At 36.9% G+C, this 20,244-nt stretch carries 23 protein-coding genes, 1 tRNA gene and 1 other RNA gene; all 25 read left to right on the top strand.

What is annotated here, in order from left to right:
• The coding region (locus tag PHY73_08055; GenBank protein MDD3375653.1) for a CvpA family protein at positions 1-480 on the top strand (480 nt) is incomplete at its 5' end.
• On the top strand, positions 477-1,433 hold the full coding sequence (locus tag PHY73_08050) for a Nif3-like dinuclear metal center hexameric protein (GenBank protein MDD3375652.1): 957 nt from the start codon (positions 477-479) through the stop codon (positions 1,431-1,433). The genes PHY73_08055 and PHY73_08050, both read left to right, overlap by 4 nt.
• On the top strand, positions 1,433-3,202 hold the full coding sequence (dnaG, locus tag PHY73_08045; protein MDD3375651.1) for a DNA primase: 1,770 nt from the start codon (positions 1,433-1,435) through the stop codon (positions 3,200-3,202). Before PHY73_08050 ends, dnaG begins: the two co-directional genes overlap by 1 nt.
• Positions 3,203-4,789 (top strand): RNA polymerase sigma factor RpoD, encoded by a 1,587-nt coding sequence (rpoD, locus tag PHY73_08040; GenBank protein MDD3375650.1) that lies wholly within the window; start codon positions 3,203-3,205, stop codon positions 4,787-4,789.
• 117 nt (positions 4,790-4,906) lie between these two features.
• On the top strand, positions 4,907-5,695 hold the full coding sequence (gene budA / locus PHY73_08035; protein MDD3375649.1) for an acetolactate decarboxylase: 789 nt from the start codon (positions 4,907-4,909) through the stop codon (positions 5,693-5,695).
• A gap of 145 nt (positions 5,696-5,840) precedes the next feature.
• Positions 5,841-5,915: transfer RNA gene (locus PHY73_08030), tRNA-Ile, on the top strand.
• A gap of 113 nt (positions 5,916-6,028) precedes the next feature.
• Positions 6,029-6,754: a C4-type zinc ribbon domain-containing protein gene (locus tag PHY73_08025; GenBank protein ID MDD3375648.1), complete on the top strand. Its 726-nt coding sequence runs from the start codon at positions 6,029-6,031 to the stop codon at positions 6,752-6,754.
• Positions 6,751-7,149, top strand: a complete 399-nt coding sequence (locus tag PHY73_08020; protein ID MDD3375647.1) for a ribonuclease HI family protein — start codon at positions 6,751-6,753, stop codon at positions 7,147-7,149. The genes PHY73_08025 and PHY73_08020 overlap by 4 nt, the downstream gene beginning before the upstream one ends.
• Positions 7,149-7,493: RNase P RNA component class A (gene rnpB / locus PHY73_08015), an RNA gene on the top strand. The genes PHY73_08020 and rnpB overlap by 1 nt, the downstream gene beginning before the upstream one ends.
• 46 nt (positions 7,494-7,539) lie before the next feature.
• Positions 7,540-8,289, top strand: a complete 750-nt coding sequence (locus PHY73_08010; protein MDD3375646.1) for a YebC/PmpR family DNA-binding transcriptional regulator — start codon at positions 7,540-7,542, stop codon at positions 8,287-8,289.
• A gap of 6 nt (positions 8,290-8,295) precedes the next feature.
• Positions 8,296-8,778, top strand: coding sequence for a crossover junction endodeoxyribonuclease RuvC (gene ruvC, locus PHY73_08005; GenBank protein ID MDD3375645.1), 483 nt, complete (start codon positions 8,296-8,298; stop codon positions 8,776-8,778).
• A complete protein-coding gene (locus tag PHY73_08000) occupies positions 8,775-9,413 on the top strand; it encodes an OB-fold domain-containing protein (GenBank protein ID MDD3375644.1) in 639 nt (212 codons plus the stop codon). The genes ruvC and PHY73_08000 overlap by 4 nt, the downstream gene beginning before the upstream one ends.
• Positions 9,406-10,272, top strand: a complete 867-nt coding sequence (gene scpB, locus PHY73_07995; protein ID MDD3375643.1) for an SMC-Scp complex subunit ScpB — start codon at positions 9,406-9,408, stop codon at positions 10,270-10,272. Before PHY73_08000 ends, scpB begins: the two co-directional genes overlap by 8 nt.
• Positions 10,250-11,305, top strand: coding sequence for a prephenate dehydratase (gene pheA, locus PHY73_07990; GenBank protein ID MDD3375642.1), 1,056 nt, complete (start codon positions 10,250-10,252; stop codon positions 11,303-11,305). The genes scpB and pheA overlap by 23 nt, the downstream gene beginning before the upstream one ends.
• Positions 11,306-11,325: 20 nt before the next feature.
• Positions 11,326-12,411, top strand: coding sequence for a histidinol-phosphate transaminase (hisC, locus tag PHY73_07985; protein MDD3375641.1), 1,086 nt, complete (start codon positions 11,326-11,328; stop codon positions 12,409-12,411).
• The gene (gene aroF, locus PHY73_07980; protein ID MDD3375640.1) at positions 12,408-13,424 is read left to right on the top strand and encodes a 3-deoxy-7-phosphoheptulonate synthase; all 1,017 of its coding nucleotides are present in this window, start codon (positions 12,408-12,410) and stop codon (positions 13,422-13,424) included. The genes hisC and aroF overlap by 4 nt, the downstream gene beginning before the upstream one ends.
• A 1-nt stretch (position 13,425) precedes the next feature.
• The gene (locus PHY73_07975; protein ID MDD3375639.1) at positions 13,426-14,286 is read left to right on the top strand and encodes a prephenate dehydrogenase; all 861 of its coding nucleotides are present in this window, start codon (positions 13,426-13,428) and stop codon (positions 14,284-14,286) included.
• On the top strand, positions 14,273-14,965 hold the full coding sequence (cmk, locus tag PHY73_07970) for a (d)CMP kinase (protein ID MDD3375638.1): 693 nt from the start codon (positions 14,273-14,275) through the stop codon (positions 14,963-14,965). The genes PHY73_07975 and cmk overlap by 14 nt, the downstream gene beginning before the upstream one ends.
• On the top strand, positions 14,958-16,748 hold the full coding sequence (gene lepA / locus PHY73_07965) for a translation elongation factor 4 (GenBank protein ID MDD3375637.1): 1,791 nt from the start codon (positions 14,958-14,960) through the stop codon (positions 16,746-16,748). Before cmk ends, lepA begins: the two co-directional genes overlap by 8 nt.
• Positions 16,745-17,356 carry a signal peptidase I gene (gene lepB / locus PHY73_07960; GenBank protein MDD3375636.1) on the top strand — a complete coding sequence of 204 codons (612 nt, stop codon included), beginning with the start codon at positions 16,745-16,747 and terminating at the stop codon, positions 17,354-17,356. The genes lepA and lepB overlap by 4 nt, the downstream gene beginning before the upstream one ends.
• Before the next feature lie 5 nt (positions 17,357-17,361).
• Positions 17,362-17,616 (top strand): hypothetical protein, encoded by a 255-nt coding sequence (locus PHY73_07955; GenBank protein ID MDD3375635.1) that lies wholly within the window; start codon positions 17,362-17,364, stop codon positions 17,614-17,616.
• Between the two features lie 5 nt (positions 17,617-17,621).
• On the top strand, positions 17,622-18,185 hold the full coding sequence (locus tag PHY73_07950) for a CDP-alcohol phosphatidyltransferase family protein (GenBank protein ID MDD3375634.1): 564 nt from the start codon (positions 17,622-17,624) through the stop codon (positions 18,183-18,185).
• The gene (gene plsY / locus PHY73_07945) at positions 18,169-18,804 is read left to right on the top strand and encodes a glycerol-3-phosphate 1-O-acyltransferase PlsY (GenBank protein MDD3375633.1); all 636 of its coding nucleotides are present in this window, start codon (positions 18,169-18,171) and stop codon (positions 18,802-18,804) included. Before PHY73_07950 ends, plsY begins: the two co-directional genes overlap by 17 nt.
• Positions 18,805-19,190: 386 nt before the next feature.
• Positions 19,191-19,505, top strand: a complete 315-nt coding sequence (locus PHY73_07940; protein ID MDD3375632.1) for a hypothetical protein — start codon at positions 19,191-19,193, stop codon at positions 19,503-19,505.
• 105 nt (positions 19,506-19,610) lie between these two features.
• Positions 19,611-20,244: YggS family pyridoxal phosphate-dependent enzyme (locus PHY73_07935; GenBank protein MDD3375631.1), on the top strand; the 634-nt coding region annotated here is incomplete at its 3' end.

Here is a 20,244-nt window from a genome sequence, read left to right as displayed (position 1 = left end):
GCACTTCATTTACTTGGTCTTTTTCTTTCTATTTTTATCATCTTTCATTATTATCCTGTGATTGGCAATTTTCTAGAAAGTAAAGCTTTCTTTAAGACGACGCTTGCCAACAGCGCTGGTTTTATTATTTTATGGATTTTGACTGCGCTCATTGCTAAGCTGGTTCGATTTGGAATTTATACTGTTTTAAGAATTGAGGCAAATTCGCTATTTGATAAAACAGGAGGATTGATTCTTGCCGTTTTAAGAGGGCTGTTGATTTGCAGCCTTGTTTTGTGGTTTATGAGAACAACTGCAAGCGAATATGTGATTCGAAATATTAATTCGTCTTTTAGTTCATCGAAACTTGTAAAAATTGCACCAAGTGTTTATCAAAAAATATTTGATGGCTTTGTTGTCAAATATTTTCCAAAAGAAAAAATCAATCAAGATGTTTTGTTTCATAAAAAAGATTCTTTAAAAAGCAAGTCTGCAAAGTGAAATTAAACGAAATCTATCAATTCTTTATTGCGCAGGGCATGGTCGAGGATTTGCGTACGCAAACGCAGATTCGAAAGAAATTATCTTTAGCTAAACGAGAGTATCATAAGCTCAAAGGCTTGCAAAAGAAGTTCTTTGACAAAGAAAATTTGGTTAATCCGTATGCGGATACGCGTATTTTGTTTGGCGATTTGAATACAGAAGTCAAACATGTTTTAGTTGGCATTGACATTGGTGTTGATGAAATTCTTTTGGCGGATCGTCTTTCGTCAAAGAATAAGAAAATAGATTTGGTTATTTCTCATCATCCTTTAGGGATTGCGCTAGCTGGTCTCTATGAAGTTATGGAGATTCAAACAACGCTTTTGTCGTCTTTGGGGGTTAAGCAAGAAATTGCTGAAAAGTTGATGAAAGAACGCACCGATCAAGTTGAGCGAAGCTTGCATTCGGCCAATCATTTGCGTGTTGTAGATGCTGCTCGCCAGATTAAAATGCCTTTGATGTGTTGTCATACACCGGCAGATAATCATGTGGCTCAGTATCTGCAAAGAATAATGAATAAGCAAAAGCCAAAGACACTTGAAAATGTTGTTAATCTTTTGCTTAAAGAACCAGAATATCGTCAGGCTTCTTGTTATAAGGCAGGGCCTAAAATTTTAGTGGGAGACCTTAAAAGCAAAGCAGGAAAGATTGTTTTAGATATGACCGGTGGAACAGAAGGTTCTGATGATGTTTTTGCGCGTCTTTCACAGGCCGGCGTGAATACTTTGTTGGGAATGCATGTTTCGGAGAGACATTTTAAGAAAATTAAATCAGAACATCTCAATGTTATTATTGCCGGACATATTGCAAGTGATAATCTAGGTTTGAATCTTTTGTTCGATAAGTTAGAGAAAAAAGCGAAAACAATAGAGTTTGTTGAGTGCTCAGGATTTAAGAGAGTTAGGCGCTGATGGGATTAATTCCAGACGAAATTATTAGCCAAGTGTTAGATCGATGTGATATCGTAGAGACGATTTCTGAATATCTTTCACTTAAGAAAGCGGGACGAAATTTTAAGGCTTGCTGTCCATTTCATCATGAGAAAACGCCATCGTTTGTTGTTAATCGAGATAAGCAAATTTTTCATTGTTTTGGTTGTGGGGCAGGGGGCAATGTGATTAGCTTTGTAATGCAGCATGATCGGATTGATTTTCCAACGGCATTGCGTCAGCTTGCACAACGTGCAGGCATCATTATTCCAGAAACGCACAGCGAAGCTGGAAGCAAAACAAAGAGCATCAGAGAAACTGTTTTTAAAAGTAATGAGTTGGCTGCAGATTTTTTTCACAATATTTTGTTGACTGGAGATAAGGGCGCTGATCAGGCAAAGGAATATCTTAAAAAAAGAGGTGTTCGCCTCGAAACAGCACAAAAGCTTAAGATTGGTTTTGCCCCCGATGGATGGGAAAATTTAATTTCTTTCTTGCGATCAAAAGAGATTAGTCTTTTAGAGATGGAGAAATCAGGGCTTGTGGTTTCTAAAGAGCGCGGCGAAGGTTTTTATGATCGTTTTCGTAATCGTGTTATTTTTCCGATTTTTGATATACGCTGTCGTTGCGTCGGGTTTGGTGCGCGTGCCATGGAAGAAAATGCAACGGCGAAATATATTAATTCACCAGAAACCCCTGTTTATGTTAAAGGGGAACATCTGTATGGATTTTATTTATCAAAGAACGCTGTTGCTAAAGAAGATTATGTTGTTGTCGTCGAAGGATATATGGACTTTTTAACGCCATTTCAGGAAGGATTTGAAAACATTGTTGCATCTTTAGGAACAGCGTTAACAACGGAGCAAATTCGTCTTATTCGTCGATATACAGAAAATATTGTTATGCTATTTGATGGGGACGATGCTGGTGAGCTTGCGATGTTGCGCAGCCTTGATTTGCTTATTGAAGAAGGGATCAACGTAAAGGTTGTTTCTCTTGAAGGAAAAAAAGATCCTGATTCGTTTGTGCGTGAATTCGGTATTGAGAAGTTTAGAGAACAAGTTCTTTGCGCGGATACATTATTTGATTATAAGATGAATGTTTTGTCAAGGCGTTATGATAAACAAACGGTGGAAGGAAAAGCGCGTATTTCAGCAGAGATGCTTTCGACAATCCAGAAATTTAAGAACGAAGTTATTAAACAAGAATATGTTAAGAAATTAGCGCAAAGATTAGGGGTTTCGCAAAATGCTTTGCTCATTGAATTAGGAAAGATCAAGGGTTCCTCGTCGGGAGAAATAGAGGTTGTTAAGAAAAAGGCTCAAAAGGAATCGATTCGTGGTGCTGAAAGAAATCTTTTACGATTATTGCTCGAGCAAGAGCATATGATTCCATCTGTACTTGCGGAAGTTGAGATTGATGATTTTCAAGATGATCAGGTACGTCCGATTATCGAGCAGATTTTTGATTTGTCAAAGACCCAAAAAGATTTCAATGTTGCAAAGCTGGTGCATTTCTTTGATGATCAAGAGACAACCCATTTTATTTCTGGGTTGATGGCGTCGAGTGATTTTGAATCAGCGGACAAGGAAGTTTTAAAGAAAGATTATATTAATCGCATTAAGAATGATCGTGTTAAGACTCAGCGAAAGGATTTGTGTTTTCAAATTCAGCAAGCTGAAGCCGATGGCGACCATCAGCGCTTAGAAGAATTAAAACGAGTTTTTAATCAACTAATGAAGAGGTCATAAATGAAAAAGAAAGCAACGAAGCAAAAAGGTATCCAAGAGGGTTTTGAAAAGTTAGTAACCTTTGGTAAAAACAAAGGATTTCTAACTTATGATGAAGTCAACGATATGATGGCTAAAGATATCGAGTCTTCAGACGAGATCGATCAGGTTTTTGATTCTTTGGAGAGCAAGGGTATTCGTATCGTCAGCTCAGAAGAAGATGGGAAAGCCGAGGCCAGTCCAGGTGTTCGTGATCTCAAGGGGAGCGATGAACCAGAGGAAAAAGAAGAAGTCACATATAGTGATAAATTTATTCCTTTGGATGACCCTGTTAAGATGTATTTAAAGCAAATGGGTTCTATTTCTCTTTTGTCACGTGAAAAAGAAATTCTTTTGGCAAAGCAAATTGAAGAAACAGAAAATAAGTTTGCTGAGTCTCTTTTTGTGATGAATTTTGCTCGTCAAGAAGCGATTAGTATTATTAGTCGTGTATTAAAAGAAGAGATTAATGTTGAGGATGTTGTTAAAGATGAACTTGAGCGTCGACAAAAGCTAATTCGAGATTTAAGGCGACTTCTTAAAAAAGCTTGTCACTCTAGAAAGGGCACAGAAAAGTCTGCAAAGATTATTGCTGAATTTAAATTAACATCAACTGTTAATGAAGCCATGGTCAAGAAGATTAAGGCGATTATCAAGAAAATCGATCGCATTGACCGATCTTTGAAATTAAGCAAGAAAATTCCTAAAGTGACCGAAGTGAGAGCACAGCGGACGCAGCTTTTGAAAGAATTAGGAGAGCCTCTAAAGCGTGCCAAGTCTCAGATGCGCATTGTTCGAATGAGACAAGCGAGATTTAATAAGGCAAAAAAGGCATTGGTTGAAGCAAATTTGCGATTAGTTGTTAGTATTGCAAAAAAATATATCAATCGAGGGCTATCGTTTTTGGATTTAATTCAAGAGGGGAATATGGGTCTTATTCGTGCTGTTGAAAAATTTGAGTACCAAAGAGGGTATAAATTTTCGACATATGCGACGTGGTGGATTCGCCAAGCGATTACGCGTTCGATTGCTGATCAGGCTAGAACAATACGTATTCCAGTGCATATGACAGAAACGATTAATAAAATTATTCGTGTTTCGCGTTTGTTTGTTCAAGATTCTGGACGAGAACCAACGCCAAAAGAAGTTGCAAAACAAATGCGGTTACCTGTTGCCAAGGTTAAGGAAATTTTGAAAATCTCACAAGTTCCGATTTCTCTTCAGACGCCAATTGGAGATGAAGGGGATACGCATTTTGGTGATTTTATTGAAGATAAAAAAGCTATCTCTCCAGCAAACGCGACTGTACATTCAATGTTGAAAGAAGAGATCACAGAAGTTCTGGAAACATTGGATGATCGAGAAAAGCAAATTTTAGAGCTTCGTTTTGGAATCAAAGATGGCTCAACACGAACACTAGAAGAAGTGGGTAGCGTTTTTAAAGTTACGCGGGAAAGAGTTCGTCAGATTGAATCAAAAGCCCTTAGAAAGTTACGTCATCCAACACGATCTCGTCGGTTAAAGACGTTTTTGGATATGACGATTAAAGATGGAGACGGATTATTATAATTACTGTCTATGATCTTTTTTGAAGGAAATTAAAGGGCCTATTTTCATTATGAAATAGGCCCTTTGTAAAATATCGCATAATAATTTTATTAAAATCTTAATGACTGAAGGGATTTCATGAGAATAAAAAGAATACATTGGCTTATTGTTAGCATCATTTTCTTTCTTTTTCTTTTTTCTATTCATTCTTGTCAACAAAAGCCAAAAGATACGCTTTATCAGGTTTCAACGATTGATGCGCTTTTGGATGGGGCGTATGACGGTGAAATAAGTTTTGGTGAAATTAAAAAACATGGAAATTTTGGCATTGGTACGTTTGATGGCATTGATGGAGAAATGATTGCTTTGGATGGTAAATTTTATCAGGTTAAAGCTGATGGAAAAGTTTATCGTGTTTCTTCAGGTACAAAAAGTCCCTTTGCTGATGTTTGTTTTTTTAGGCCAGAGCAAAAGATTGTCATCAAGAAAAAGCTTACCTTTGATGAACTTAAGCAGTTTTTGGATAAATTGCTTCCAACAAAAAATATTTTTTATGCAATTAAAATTAAAGGGAACTTTGATTATGTTAAGGCCCGAAGCGTTCCGAAACAAAAAAGGCCATATCCGCCTTTAGCTGAAGCTGCAAAGGATCAGGTTGTTTTTGAGTTTAAGGATAAAGTTGGAATAATTGTTGGGTTTTATTCGCCTAATTATATTAAAGGTGTTGGTGTTCCAGAATATCATATGCATTTTTTGCAGAATAATCGAAAAAAAGGTGGGCATATTCTCGATTTGATAATTAGCCATGCAGTTATTGAAATTGATTATTTGGATAAGTTTTATCTTGTTTTGCCGAAAAATGCCTCTTTTTTGAATGCTGACTTAGCAAAAGACAGGCAAACAGAGCTTCAAAGAGTCGAAAAATAAGCTTTTAATCTTCAAAATCTCTATATCTTAACCCAGCTAAAACCCCCTATACAATAAATAAAAAATCTGTTATACTAACTTTTCATTTTATTATTTGTTTAATAAAGATATATTAGTATAATTACTATAAGGACATATACGTATCGGGCCCATAGCTCAGTCTGGTTAGAGCAGTTGACTCATAATCAATTGGTCCCAGGTTCAAGTCCTGGTGGGCCCAGATTAATTAAGGGCGCATAGCTTAGGCTAGCTAGAGTTGTTGTTTTTTTACATGGTAGAAGGATAAGGTTCGAGTTCTTCTGTGACCAAATAAATAAGAAACAGGAGTTATCTATGTCAGAAGTATCTGTAAAAGATCAAATAAAGAAACTTGTTGATCTTCAAAAGATTGATAAGGAAATTTATGAGCACAAAACAGACTTAAAAGAAAAACCTGAAGAAATTGCCTTAGTCAAAGAAGAGTTTGAGAGAAAAAAGAATAAGCTCCATGTTTTAGAAGATCAGCTTAAAGCAAAGCAGATGGAACGAAAAGAAAAAGAAGTTGACCTTCAGGCCAAAGAAGAGATTATTGCGAAGTCAAATGGACAATTGTCTCAGCTAAAAACGAATAAAGAATATAAGGCTAAGTTGACAGAGATGGAAGGGCAAAAAGCAGATAAATCAATTATTGAAGAAAAAATATTAATTCTTTTTGATGAAGTCGATGCGATTAATAGCAAGATTCAGAAAGAAAAAGAAGTTTTGGTTCAAGAAGAAAAAAATTATTTGGCTCAGAAAAAAACAGTTGAACAGATGGTTGTAGAGCTTGAGGAGAAAATAAAGATATTGGATCATAAGCGCAGGCAAATAACGGCGGATATTAATCCAGAATCGTTAGCGCGATATGAACGTATTTTGGCTGGCAAAGAAGGGCTTGCGATGGTTCCGGTTTTGAACGGATCTTGCTCAGGTTGCTATATGAATGTTCCGGCTCAGAAGGTTAATGAAATTAAAAAGCATGACCAATTAATTTATTGTGAAGTTTGTGCAAGAATTCTCTATATTGAGGAAGAGCTTTGATCAAAAAGCTAACAATGTTTACTGATGGTGCTTGTCAGGGAAATCCTGGTCCAGCGGGCATTGGTGTTGTGATTCTTCAGGACAATGAAATTGTAAAAGAAATTTCTAAGCCGATTGGTGATGCAACAAATAATATTGCAGAGTATTCGGCTCTTATTTTTGGATTGCAAGAAGCATTGAAATTAAAGGCAGAGCAGCTAGAAGTTTTTATGGATAGTGAGCTTGTTTGTCGTCAGATTTCTGGGCAATATAAAGTAAAGAATGAAAATTTAAGATTTTTATATGATCGGGCAATGCATTTGTTAGAGGGATTTAAAAGTGTGACCGTCAAGCATGTTGTACGTGAGAAAAACAAGCAAGCAGATAAGCTTGCAACAAGTTCTTTGAAGAAATAAGAGCAGCCTAAGTGATCGCCCCGAAGTCATCGGCTTCAGGGAGGAAAGTCCGAGCTCCAGAGGATAATGTATTCTGTTAACGCAGGACACTCGTTTATTCGAGGAGGATTAGAGCTACAGTGACGATGCCCTTTCCGGGGAGTGAAACGCCGCAATCTCTACATGGAGCAAGGCCAAATAGGAGAAGATCTTGATTTTTAAGAATGAAGTGATCCGCTTCATCATCATTCTCGGGTAGGCCGCAAGAGTCTAGATGAGTAATCTCTAGAGTTAGTCGAATGATCATCACCTCGCCAATAAAATAATCGAGGAAAACAAAACTCGGCTTATTGGCTGCTCTTTTAATTTAGGTTTACTTATTTAAAACGATTACAAAAAAGGGAGGATAAGATGTCAGGACATTCAAAATGGGCAAGTATTAAGCATAAGAAGGCAGCAACGGATGCAAAAAGAGGTGCTGCGTTTACAAAAATTATTCGTGAAATTATCACAGCTGCAAAAGATGGCGGCGGAAGCATGGATACGAATATTCGTTTGCGTACAGCTGTTCAGAGAGCTAAGGGCATTAATATGCCGTCCAATAACATTGATAATGCGATTAAAAAAGGAACCGGCGAGCTTCCAGGTATTACGTATGAATCTGGTGTTTTCGAAGGCTACGCTCCTGGTGGTGTTGCGCTTTTAATTGAAACAATTACAGACAATAAGAATCGAACGGTTGCGGAAATTCGAAATATTTTAAGCAAGAAAAACGGAAGTTTAGCTGGAGCAGGAAGCACTGCTTGGATGTTTACAAAAAAAGGACTTATTATTATCTCGAATGATAAAGCTCAAGAAGATGAGTTGATGGATATTGTTTTGGAGGCTGGAGCTGAAGATATGAGTCTTGAGGGAGATAATTTTGAGGTTATAACAGATCCTTCTTCATTTGAGGACGTAAAGAATGCGCTCCAAGAAAAGGGTATCGAAACAGTTTCTGGGGAAGTGACTATGATTCCAAATTCAACGGTTAAAGTTGAAGGTAATGAAGCAAAGCAAGTGTTGTCTTTAATGGAAGCGTTGGAAGATCAGGAAGATGTTCAAGCGGTGTATGCGAATTTTGATATTTCAGATGAAGAAATGGAAAAGATTTCTGAATAATTGATAATGAGAATCTTAGGCGTTGATCCTGGCTCGAGAGTAACTGGCTATGGAATTATTGATTCCGATGGCTTAAAGATAAATCTGTTAGAGGCAGGCGAGATCAAGCCTAAGGCAACTGAAACGCTTTCGAATCGGATTTGTAAGATTTATGAGAATCTGAGCGACATTGTTACAACGTATAAGCCAGATGTTTTGATCCTTGAGAAACTTTATACACATCATCAGCGACTAACAACAGCATCCGTGTTGGGTCATGTGCGAGGGGTTATTTGTCTTTTGTGTGCTCAAAAAAAGATTGTTTTAAAAGAAAGTAGTGTTAAGAGAATTCGAAAGGCTTTAACCGGAAATGGATCAGCAACTAAAAGACAAACGCAATCGATGGTTGCAAGTTTTTTAAATGTTGATGAGGCGCGCTTAACGCCGGATGCAAGCGATGCGTTGGCTTTGGCGCTAGGATACATTACTCTTAATCGAATCAAAATATGATTTTTCGAATTAAAGGAAAGATTTTTGAGAAGCAAGAAAATGCAATCATCCTCGAGGTTCAAGATATTTATTACGAGGTGATTGTTCCTGATTCTGTTTTGCAACGCATTGATAGTCAAGTTGATGAGCAGGGTTATGTGAGCTTGATTACGTACCATTATATTCGAAACGATCCATCTCGAGGAATACCGGTTTTGGTTGGTTTTTTAAATGAAATTGAAAAAGATTTTTTTCAGCAGTTTATCAAGGTTTCGGGTATTGGACCGCGTGCCGCTGTTCGCGCTTTGAACAAGCCGATTTCTGATATTGTCAGTGCGATTGATAATAGTGATTTAAGTTTTCTAAAAACATTGCCTGGCATTGGCATGCAGCGTGCTAAGGAGATCGTGGCAAAACTCCAGGGTAAGGTTGGAAGGTTTGGCCTGATTCAAGACAAAGCTTTGAGTAGCGCGACTGTTAAAAAAGAAGCGTCAGATTTTCATGAAGAAGTTTTGTCTGTTTTGCTTCAACTGCAATATAAAAAACAAGAAGCTTTAGATATGATTCAAAAAGCATTAGATCGATCTGAAAACATTAACAATGCGGAAGAACTTTTAAACGAAATTTATAGGCAAAGGGTAAAAAATAATGGATGATCAAGATTTAATTTATGTTCGCGGAGTTGTTGAGGCTTTGCTTTTTGTGAGTGACAAACCGGTTGTTTTGGATCAATTCAAAGAAGTGCTCGGAGATGTTGATGGAAAAACTATTCGTCAAGCTGTTGATTTGCTCAAAGGGTTGTATGAAGAGCAAAAACGAGGCATGACGATTATGGAAATTGCCGGAGGTTATCAATTACTGAGCAATCCTGAGTATGCAACAGCTATTCGTGCTTTTTATAAGACTCAGAAAAAAGAAAAATTGTCTAAGCCGGCTTTAGAGACGCTTGCGATTATTGCGTATAAGCAACCTGTTGCAAGGGTAGATGTTGAACTCATTCGAGGTGTTAATTCTGATGGTGTTGTAAGCCATCTTTTAATAAAGGATTTGATCAAAATTGTAGGACGGAAAGAAGTTCCTGGAAGACCTTATTTGTATGGAACAACAAAGCGCTTTTTGGAATATTTTGGTTTAAAATCACTTTCTGATTTACCGAAACTTGAAGAATTTATCTCTTTAGATGACGAAAAAGGGGCAGAGAAGATTGAGGCATTCCAAAGAGTTTCTCAAGAATTTAAAGAAGATGCTGTTTTAGATCTTCCTGATAAGGGCTCTCAAGACTTAGAGACCAGTATTCAGCAGGAAGTGTTGCCGGAGGTTGGACAATCACAAAAACAAGAAAACGTAGAATCTCAAGAGCAAGAAAATATGGAATTTCAACAGCAAGAAAGATTAGAAACAGAAGATATTCAGGAACAAGACGAAGATAGTCAGCAAGGTCAAGAGCAAGGTGTTATTGCTTCTCAAGAAACTATCATGGACGGAGGGACTGATGAGCATCCTCAAATTACGTAAAAAAATAGATTCAATTGATGCAAAGATTGTATCGTTGTTAGATAATCGTTCAAAGATAAGTTTTTTGATCGGTAAAGAAAAATCTAAAACGAAAAAAAGTGTCTATGCTTCCGATAGAGAAAAGAAAGTACTGGATCGGATAAAGAAGCTAAGTAAGGGTCCGATTACTGGGGCTGCACTAGACGCGATTTATCGAGAGGTGATGTCTTCATCGTTGTCGCTTGAAAAGTCTTTGAAGATTGCGTATTTAGGTCCAGAAGCTTCGTTTACACATTTAGCTGCGCGCAAGAAATTTGGTTCGCAAATCACTTATGTTTCTTGTCTGAACATTCCAGATGTTTTTGATCGAGTTGAAAAAGGTGATTGTGACTATGGTGTTGTACCCATTGAGAATTCGATTGACGGGGCAGTGACTCACACGCTTGATCCTTTGGCTGATTCTGATTTAAAGATTTGTGCACAAGTGTTATTGGAAATTTCTCATAATCTTTTGTCGAACGGAAGTCTAGATTCTATAAAAACAATTTATTCAAAATCTCAAGTTTTTGGACAATGCCGCAATTGGATTCGAAGCAACCTTCCAAGGGCAGAATTGGTGGAGGCATCGTCAACAACAAAAGCTGCTCAGATTGTAGCTAAAAAAAAGACAGCTGCGTGCATTGCGTCTGCTTTAGCCGCGCAAGTTTATGATTTAAAGATTCTTAAGAAAGGCATCCAAGATTTTTCACATAACATCACGCGTTTTTTGGTTATAGGGAAAGAAGATGTTTCGCCGACAGGGGATGATCGAACTTCAATTTTATTCTCGATTAAGGATAAAGTCGGAGCGTTACATGAAATGCTGATACCTTTTAGTCGTAATAAGATTAATTTAACAAAGATTGAATCTCGTCCGTCGAAAAAAAGAGCCTGGGATTATTATTTCTTTGTTGATTTTCAAGGTCATTGTATGGACAAGAAAGTTCAAAAGGCGTTAAAAGAATTAGAAGGAAAGTGTAAATATCTTAAAATTTTAGGATCATATCCTCTTTAATTAAAAGATTTAATTTAAAAATGAAAAGTATCGCAAATAAGAATATTTTTAAAGTTACGCCATATCCGCCTGGAAAACCCATTGATGAGGTTAAAAGGAGCTTAGGGTTAGAGAAAGTTTTTAAGTTGGCGTCTAACGAAAACCCCTATCCTCCGTCGCCAAAAGTGTTGGCCCAGATTGCTAAAGAGTCAAAGATGCTCAATCGTTATCCGGATGGAAGCTGTTTTTATTTAAGACAAGTTTTAGCCAAACGATTTAAAGTTTCGCAAAAACAGCTTATTTTTGGAAACGGATCAGATGAGATTATTATTATGGCGGCACGTGCTTTTGCAGGTCGTGGCGACGAAGTTATTGTCGCACAGCCAACATTTTTGATGTATCAGATTGCATCTCGTATTTCTGGTGCGATTATTAAGGCTGTTGCGCAAAAAAATCATCGCTATGATTTAAAGGCAATCAAAAAAGCTGTTACGCCGAAAACAAAGATTATTTTTATTGCGAATCCAGATAATCCAACAGGAACATATGTGACTAAAAAAGAAGTTGAAATGTTTCTTAAGGGATTGCGTAAAGATATTCTTGTTTTCTTTGATGAGGCGTATTTTGAATTTGTTGAAAAGAAAGATTATCCAGACACACTTAATCTTTTGAAGCAGTACAAGAATATTATTGTTACAAGAACATTTTCAAAGTTTTATAGTTTAGCTGGACTGCGCATTGGGTATGGCGTGGCTTCAGAAGAGCTGATTGACATTTTAAACCGTGTACGCGAGCCGTTTAATGTTAATTCTATTGCACAAACAGCTGCGTTGACAGCTCTTGAGGACAAAAAATATTATACTGATGTTTTTAAAATAATTAAGAAAGAAAAGAGATATCTTTGTCAGCAGATAACAAAAATGGGCTTAACTTTTGTAAAAAGCGAAACTAATTTTATTTTGATCAATGTCAAATCTGACAGCACGAAGATATTCCAGCAACTTTTGCATAAAGGAATTATTGTTCGCGATATGACCTCTTGGGGGTTAGCTGGATTTATCCGTGTTACTGTTGGAAGGACAAATGAAAATAAATATTTTATTAAAGCATTAAAGGAGATATTATGATTGTTATTTTAAAAAAGGAAGCAACCGAAAAACAAATCGACCATATTCTTGAAAAAACAAAAAGTTTAGGGCTTAAAGCGCATGTGTCTCGTGGTGTTGAGCGAACAGTTATTGGCTTTATTGGCCCAGAGGATGTTTTGCGCGTTACTCCTCTGGAGGTCTTTCCTGGCGTTGATCAGGTTATGCCGGTTTTAGCTCCTTACAGACTTGTTTCGCGAGAATTTAAGAAAGTAAATTCTAAGGTTACGATTAAAAAAGGGTTAAAGGTTGGAGGCAAGAAAGTTGTTTTAATGGCAGGTCCGTGTTCTGTCGAGAGTCGAACATCGCTTCTATCAATTGCAAAGAAAGTAAAGAAATCTGGTGCTGATATTTTACGAGGTGGTGCATTTAAGCCGAGAACATCTCCTTATGACTTTCAAGGTCTTGGCGAAGAAGGATTAAAATATTTAAAAGAAGCTTCTGAGAAAACAGGTGTTGCAACTGTAACAGAAGTGATTGATCCTCGTCATGTTGAACTAGTTGCTAAGTATGTTGATATTTTACAAATTGGTGCTCGAAATATGCAGAATTTTAATTTGCTCAAGGAAATCGGTATGACGAGAAAACCTGTTTTGCTTAAGCGCGGGATGAGTGCGACGATTAAAGAATGGCTGATGAGCGCTGAATATATTCTTTCTGAAGGAAATTTTAATGTTATTTTATGCGAACGCGGTATCCGTACTTTCGAAACGTATACGCGCAATACCCTCGACATTAATGCTGTTGCAGTTGTTAAACAGCTTTCTCATTTACCAATTATTGTTGATCCAAGTCATGCCACCGGAAAGTGGGGACTTGTTGCCAGCGGAGCAAAAGCGGCTATTGCAGCTGGGGCAGATGGGCTTATGATTGAAGTTCATGAAAAGCCAGAAGCAGCAATGTCGGATGGTGGACAATCTTTGTTACCTAAAAATTTTGATAATCTAGTTAAAGAATTAAGAAAAATATCAAAAGCCGTATCGAGAGATTTATAAAATGAATATACAACGCAATCCTTTGTTGTTTAAGAAAGTAACGATTATTGGCATTGGACTCTTGGGTGGATCCATTGGCATGGCTATGAAAAAGAATCATCTTGTTCATGAAGTATTAGGAGTTTCTAGACGACAAGCGACTCTTGGATATGCTCTAAAGAAAAAGATTGTGGATAATGCAACAAGCAATATTGTAAAATCGGTGCGGGGGGCAGATCTTGTTGTTTTGGCAACTCCAGTTCAGACGATTCTTACACTTTTAGCAAATATTGGAAAACATCTAAAGCGGGGATGTATTGTGATGGATGTTGGAAGCACAAAAACAAGCATTGTTCAAGCTGCTGAAAAAAGTCTTCCATCACACGCTTTCTTTGTTGGAACGCATCCTTTGGCAGGATCTGAGAAAAAAGGTGTTGAATTCAGCGATCCTGATTTATTTAACAAAAGTTTTTGTATTATTACGCCAACTGATAAAACGAATAAACAGGCGAAAGAAAAAGTAGAAGCGCTTTGGACGCGAATGGGATCTTTTGTCAAGAATGTTTCTCCTGATGAGCATGATAATATTTTGGCGTTTACGAGCCATGTGCCTCATTTATTGGCCTATGCGATGATTGATGCCGTTCCAGGAAAATATTTAGAGTACGGATCAACGGGCTTGAAAGATACAACACGCATTGCAGGATCTAGTCCTCAGCTTTGGAATGATATTTGCATGGAGAATTCAAAGAATGTTTTACCTGTTTTAGATGAGGTGGTCAAAATTTTATCTGGATATCGAAAAGCGATTACGTCCAAAGATGAAACTGTTTTAATAGAACAGCTTAAAAGAGCAAAGAGTAAGAGAGATGGGATTGCATAATAACGTAGAAAATAATATTATCGTTACTATTGATGGCCCAGCTGGCGCCGGAAAAAGTACGATTGCTAAAGAAGTTTCTAAGAAATTAGGGTTTACATATTTAGATACGGGAGCGATGTATCGGTCGTTAACGCTCAGCGCATTAAATCAAGGCATTAACCTTGAAGACGAGGATGCCCTTGTTGCGCTTGCAAAACAAACACATATTGATTTGTGTACAGACGAAAATCATAAATTACAAGTGTTGCTAGATGGGAAGGATGTGACAGAGGACATTCGCAGTTCTAAGGTAACAAATAATACTTTTCATATTGCATCTGTTGGCGGGGTGCGTGAGATTATGGTGAATCGTCAACGTGAAATTGGAGCAGCAAGTAATGTTGTTGCAGAAGGACGGGATATTGGCACCGTTGTTTTCCCTAACGCAAAGAAGAAATTTTATCTTGATGCAAATTTCCAGGAGCGCGCTCAAAGACGCATCAAAGAGCTTAGAGAAAAAGGAAAACAAGTCGAAGCTGATGAAATTCAAAAAGATCTTCAGCAGCGTGACACAAAAGATTTTACTCGAAAAGTAGGCCCTCTCAAAAAAGCCGAAGATGCGATTGTGATTGATTCAACACATATGTCTATAGAACAAGTAGTTCAAAAAATAATTGAAGTTATTCGGCAAGATGGATAAAACCCTCATACGTAATTTTTCTATCATCGCGAATATTGATCACGGCAAGTCAACCTTGGCGGACCGATTGATGTTGTTTACTGGTGCGATCGATGAGAGTAAAGTTCATAATCAAGTTTTGGATGACATGGATTTAGAGCGTGAGCGCGGTATTACGATCAAGGCTTCTGCCGTGCGTTTAAAGTATAAAGCTAATGATGGTAAAGAGTATATTTTAAATCTTATTGATACCCCGGGCCATGTTGATTTTACTTATGAGGTTGAGAAATCTTTGCGCGCATGCGAAGGCGCTTTATTGGTTGTTGATGCATCGCAAGGAGTTGAGTCGCAGACGATTGGGAATTATTACCTTTCTATTGATAGCAACCTGGAGATAATTCCAGTTGTTAATAAAATTGACATTGCTAATATTGACATGAATATCGTAAAGAACGAGCTTAAGGAAATTTTTAGTTTTAAAGAGGAAGACACGATTTTTGTTTCTGCTAAAGAGGGCACAGGAATCAAAGATGTCTTAGAAAAAATTGTTAATTTTATTCCTCATCCAGAGGGTGAGAATGACGATCCTCTTCAGGCTCTGATTTTTGATTCGAAGTATGATATTTATAAAGGGGTAATTGTTTATGTGCGAGTTGTTAATGGCATTTTAACAAGTAATATGACCATTAAAATGATGCATTTGGATAAAGAATTTACAATCGAAGAGATTGGTGTTTTAAATCCTGAGCCGGAAAAAGTAAAACAGCTCACAAGCGGGGAAGTTGGATATATTACTTGCAATATTCGTGATCCAAAAGAAGTGCATGTTGGTGACACGATCACGGAACCCGAAAATCCGTGCAAAAAACCACTAGAAGGATATCGACATTTAAAGCCTCTTGTTTTTGCGGGTGTTTACCCAGAGAATCCAGGTGAGTTTATGAATTTGCGTGAGGCATTAGGAAAGCTAAATTTAAATGATCCGAGTTTTGTTTATGAGCCAGAATCTTCGCTGTCATTTGGTCATGGGTTCAGGTGTGGATTTTTAGGTCTTTTGCACATGGAGATTGTTCAGGAGCGCCTGCAAAGAGAATATGATTTAAACCTTATTCTAACGACGCCGAACGTGAGTTATCGAATTACAAAGAGAAATAAAGAAGTCGTTGAAATTGAGAGTCCGGCGCAGCTTCCTGACCCAGCTGAGATTGCACAAATCGAAGAACCGTATTTGTCTGTTTCAGTTTTTACGCCTGTATCGACAATGGATGCTGTCATGGAAATGGTAAAGCGGAAAAGAGCGGTCTATCAAGAAAGTTTGTATGTTTCTGATCGCATGAAGATTGTTTTCGATGTTCCGCTGTCAGAAGTTATTGTTGATTTTAATGATCTTGTTAAGTCAGCGACACGTGGTTATGGGTCGATTGATTATGAATTTAAGGGATACATGGTAACTCAAGTTTTAAAGATGGACATTTTAATAAATGATAAAGTTTGCGATGCTTTTTCTTGCCTTGTTCACAAGGATCGCTCTTATGAGAAAGGATTGAATCTTGTTTCGAAATTAAAAGAGCTTATTCCTCGACAGCTTTTTGAAATTAAAATTCAAGCATCATGTGGCGGGCGTATTCTTTCTAGTGCTAAGGTGAAATCTGTCGGTAAGAATGTTACGGCTAAATGTTACGGTGGTGATATTACACGAAAACGAAAATTGTGGGAAAAACAAAAGGAAGGAAAGAAGCGCCTTAAGCAAGTGGGAAAAGTTGAAATTCCTCAAGAGGCTTTTCTTGCGGTGTTAAAAATATGAAATTAAAAGAATGTTTTGAAAAATTTGGAAAATTTGTTGAAAGAAACTCTCCTGTTATTCGAGAATGGACCGAATCACTTGTTATTGCGTTTATTTTAGCGATGGTGATTCGTACTTTTGCTATTCAGGCATTTAAAATTCCAACAGGTTCCATGCGGATGACATTGATTGAGGGAGATCGTATTCTGGTCAATAAATTAAAATATGGCCCGATGCTTCCTCTTACCGAAAAGCGTCTTCCTGGTTATGGAGATTTGAAAAGAGGAGACATTATTGTTTTTAAATATCCAGAGGATCCTAAAAGAGATTTTATTAAACGGCTCATTGCTTTTCCTGGTGAAGTTGTTTCGATTAAAAAAGGAGATGTTTATATTGATGGGAAGAAAATAGAGGAGAAAGAAATCCGAGATGTTCGTTATTATAATAGAGGTGATTATGGAGCAGAAGATCAAATTATAAAAGTTCCAGAAAACTATTATTATGTTTTAGGAGACAATAGCGCATCAAGTGCGGATAGTCGCTTTTGGGGATTTGTTCCTGAGAAATTTTTGATCGGTAAGGCGGAGGTTATTTATTGGCCGCTTAACCGAGTTCGGGTATTAAAATAAATATTATGCGAAATAAATTTTTTATTATTTTATTGATTAGTTGCATTTCTTTTTGGGGTTGTCAAACAACGTCGTCGGACAAAAGTCTTTCTCGACCTAAAGAAAAAGCAACGGATGTGCAATCTGCGATTGAAGCAGTTGCAGATGTAATGACTACTCATAAGGCACAGATTAAGTATTGCCCGGTTTGCGGTAAGCGATTTAGTCCTAGCGTCGAGACTTGTTCTGAGGATGGGACAAAACTACAGTTTTTGGAATAAAAAATATGAGCTTAACATTTGCTAATAAATTAACGATCGGACGCATTTTATCAGTTCCTTTTTTTATTGCATGTTTGATGTATTACACGCTAGAACATGATTATTTGCGTTATTGTGCACTTGGAATTTTTTTGCTTGCCATTGTTACTGATGTGGTTGATGGATATGTTGCTCGGGTGCATCATCAAAAAACAACAGCAGGAGCTATTTTAGATCCTTTAGCAGATAAGTTTTTGTTGATTAGTGCATTTATATGTTTGCATGTTGTTAAGGAAATCACTGTTTATCCATCTTATGTTCCTATGGCTGTTTTGATTGTTGTAATTAGCCGTGACGTTATTTTGTTGTTAGGATCTACGATTATTTATCTTGTTCATGGGAAGATTGATATCATTCCAACAAAATGGGGTAAAGCAACGACATTTTTTCAGGTTGTTTCAATTGTAGGGATTCTTTTGCGTTTACCGATTTTTCCAATGGCTTGGTATATCGTATGCTTTGTCACGATTAGTTCAGGGTTAGGCTATATAAGAAACGGAGTAAAGGTGCTCAATGCTACAGCTCATTAAGATTATTTTTGGTTTAGGATTATCGTATTTATTTGGCTCTATCCCAACGGCATATGTTGCTGGAAAGTTTTACAAAGGTATTGATATAAGAGAGCATGGCTCAAAAAACATTGGAGCTACAAATGTTTTTCGTGTTCTCGGAAAAGTTCCGGGAATCATTGTTCTTTTGATTGATATTTTAAAAGGTGTTTTAGCAGTTGTTTTCGTTTCGAGTTTTTTAAGTTTAGAATCTAATATTTTTTATATTTTATTTGGAATTGCTTCTGTTTGCGGGCACAATTGGACTGTGTTTTTAAATTTTAAAGGAGGCAAAGGTGTAGCCACAAGTTTAGGCGTTCTTATTGGGCTAACTATTAAGATTGCTTCTATTCGCGCTGTTTTAGCGTTATCTCTTTTTATTTGGGTAGCGGTTTTTGTTGGTTTTGGATATGTTTCTTTGGCGTCTATTATTTCAGTTGTTTTCTTGCCGATTCTAATGCTTATTTTTACTTATTCTTTTGAGCTTGTTGTCTTAGGTGTTATTTTTTGCGTCTTTGTTGTTCTTCGGCATCGGTCTAATATCCAGAGACTTTTAGATGGCAAAGAGTCGAAGATTAAGATGCCTTTTTTAAAGAAATAGTTTAATTAACAGTCAAAATCTCTTCTAAAGCGTTTTCGAAAAGAAAACGCTTTCTTTTTATTTTTTAAAAAATATCACATTATAAGCCTAATTTCTCGAAAAAATATTAGTTTTATTTCTAATATTATAAGTATAAATTTTCTTTTTATCGACGAGAAATAGTGAATTTTGTAATTTCTAAGGAAGCGTTTTCTTTTTGGACCTCGTGAGCCATTGTTTTTAACAATTGCGATGATATACTTTCAATAGATTTAGAGAGCCACGGGATAAGAAAGAATATTGACGATCGTCCCCACCAGCCATGGAGGACTGGCCGAGTTGCCCGAGGCAGAAACCAAAAAGCAACTCGGTTTCGTTTAAATAGAGGGTGTTGAAAGGAAAGAGAAATGAAAGAAATAGCTTTTAAAAATTTAACATCAGTGGAGCGCAAACGAAAGATTATTTCTTTACGCGAAATAACGCAAAGAGATGGCTGTGTTATTTCTTCACAAAAAACCCTTGTTTATATTGTTAGTCCTCAATCTGGGAAAATTCGAAGTGTTGAGCGACCAGAATACCATATCGGAAAATTATATGACTCTGTGACCAAAGAGGAGCGTTTTTCGCTTCGAGTTAAGGGCACGTCATATGTTATCCAAGGACCCACTCTTTTAAAGGTAGATTTTTGTCATTCTTTGAAGATTGATATCAAGCCACTTTAACTAATACTAAGATTAATATGTATAATAAATAAAAAGCATTCGTCTGTCGAATTGTGCACCTATATATTCATTGACGATTATTTTCTTTTGTGATAATTTATGTCAATGATTCGAGCTAATATTTTGCGTTTAAAAGATAATATCGCTTTGGTTTGTAGGCGGGTAGAAAGAAATCCTGACGAAATTACATTGTTAGCTGTTACGAAATATGTTTCTGTTGAGAAGATCAAAGAGGCGCTAGATACTGGGATTGTTGACGTAGGAGAAAACAAGGTCCAGGAAGGTTGCTTGAAGTATAGAGATCCGGAATTTAATTCTTCCAAAGTTACGAAGCATATGATTGGGCATCTTCAGACCAATAAGGTTAAATCTGCTTTAGAGGTTTTTGATATTATTCAGTCTGTTGATAGTTTTCGGCTTGCTCAAGAAATAGAAAAAAATTCATTAAAGTTAGATAAAAAGATACGCATTTTAATTCAAGTTGATACCTCAGGTGAGGAGCAGAAGTTTGGCATTCCAGAGGTTGATACAATTTCTTTGATTAAAAAAATTGCAGATTTTAAGAATATTGAAATTCAGGGGCTTATGACAATAGCTCCTTGGACGCAGGACAAAATAATTGTTCGTGATTGTTTCAAGCGTTTGAGTGATTTGAAAGAAAAGATCTCAGATCAGTTTTGTAAATCATTCATGATAGAGACACAGGCGCTGGTTAGCAGCGCCGTCTACGGCACTCCCC

The organism is Candidatus Omnitrophota bacterium, from assembly GCA_028693815.1.
GTDB lineage: Bacteria > Omnitrophota > Gorgyraeia > Zapsychrales > Aceulaceae > Aceula.
Note: the sequence above shows the minus strand (reverse complement) of the source record. Positions and strands in the feature narration are given on the sequence as shown.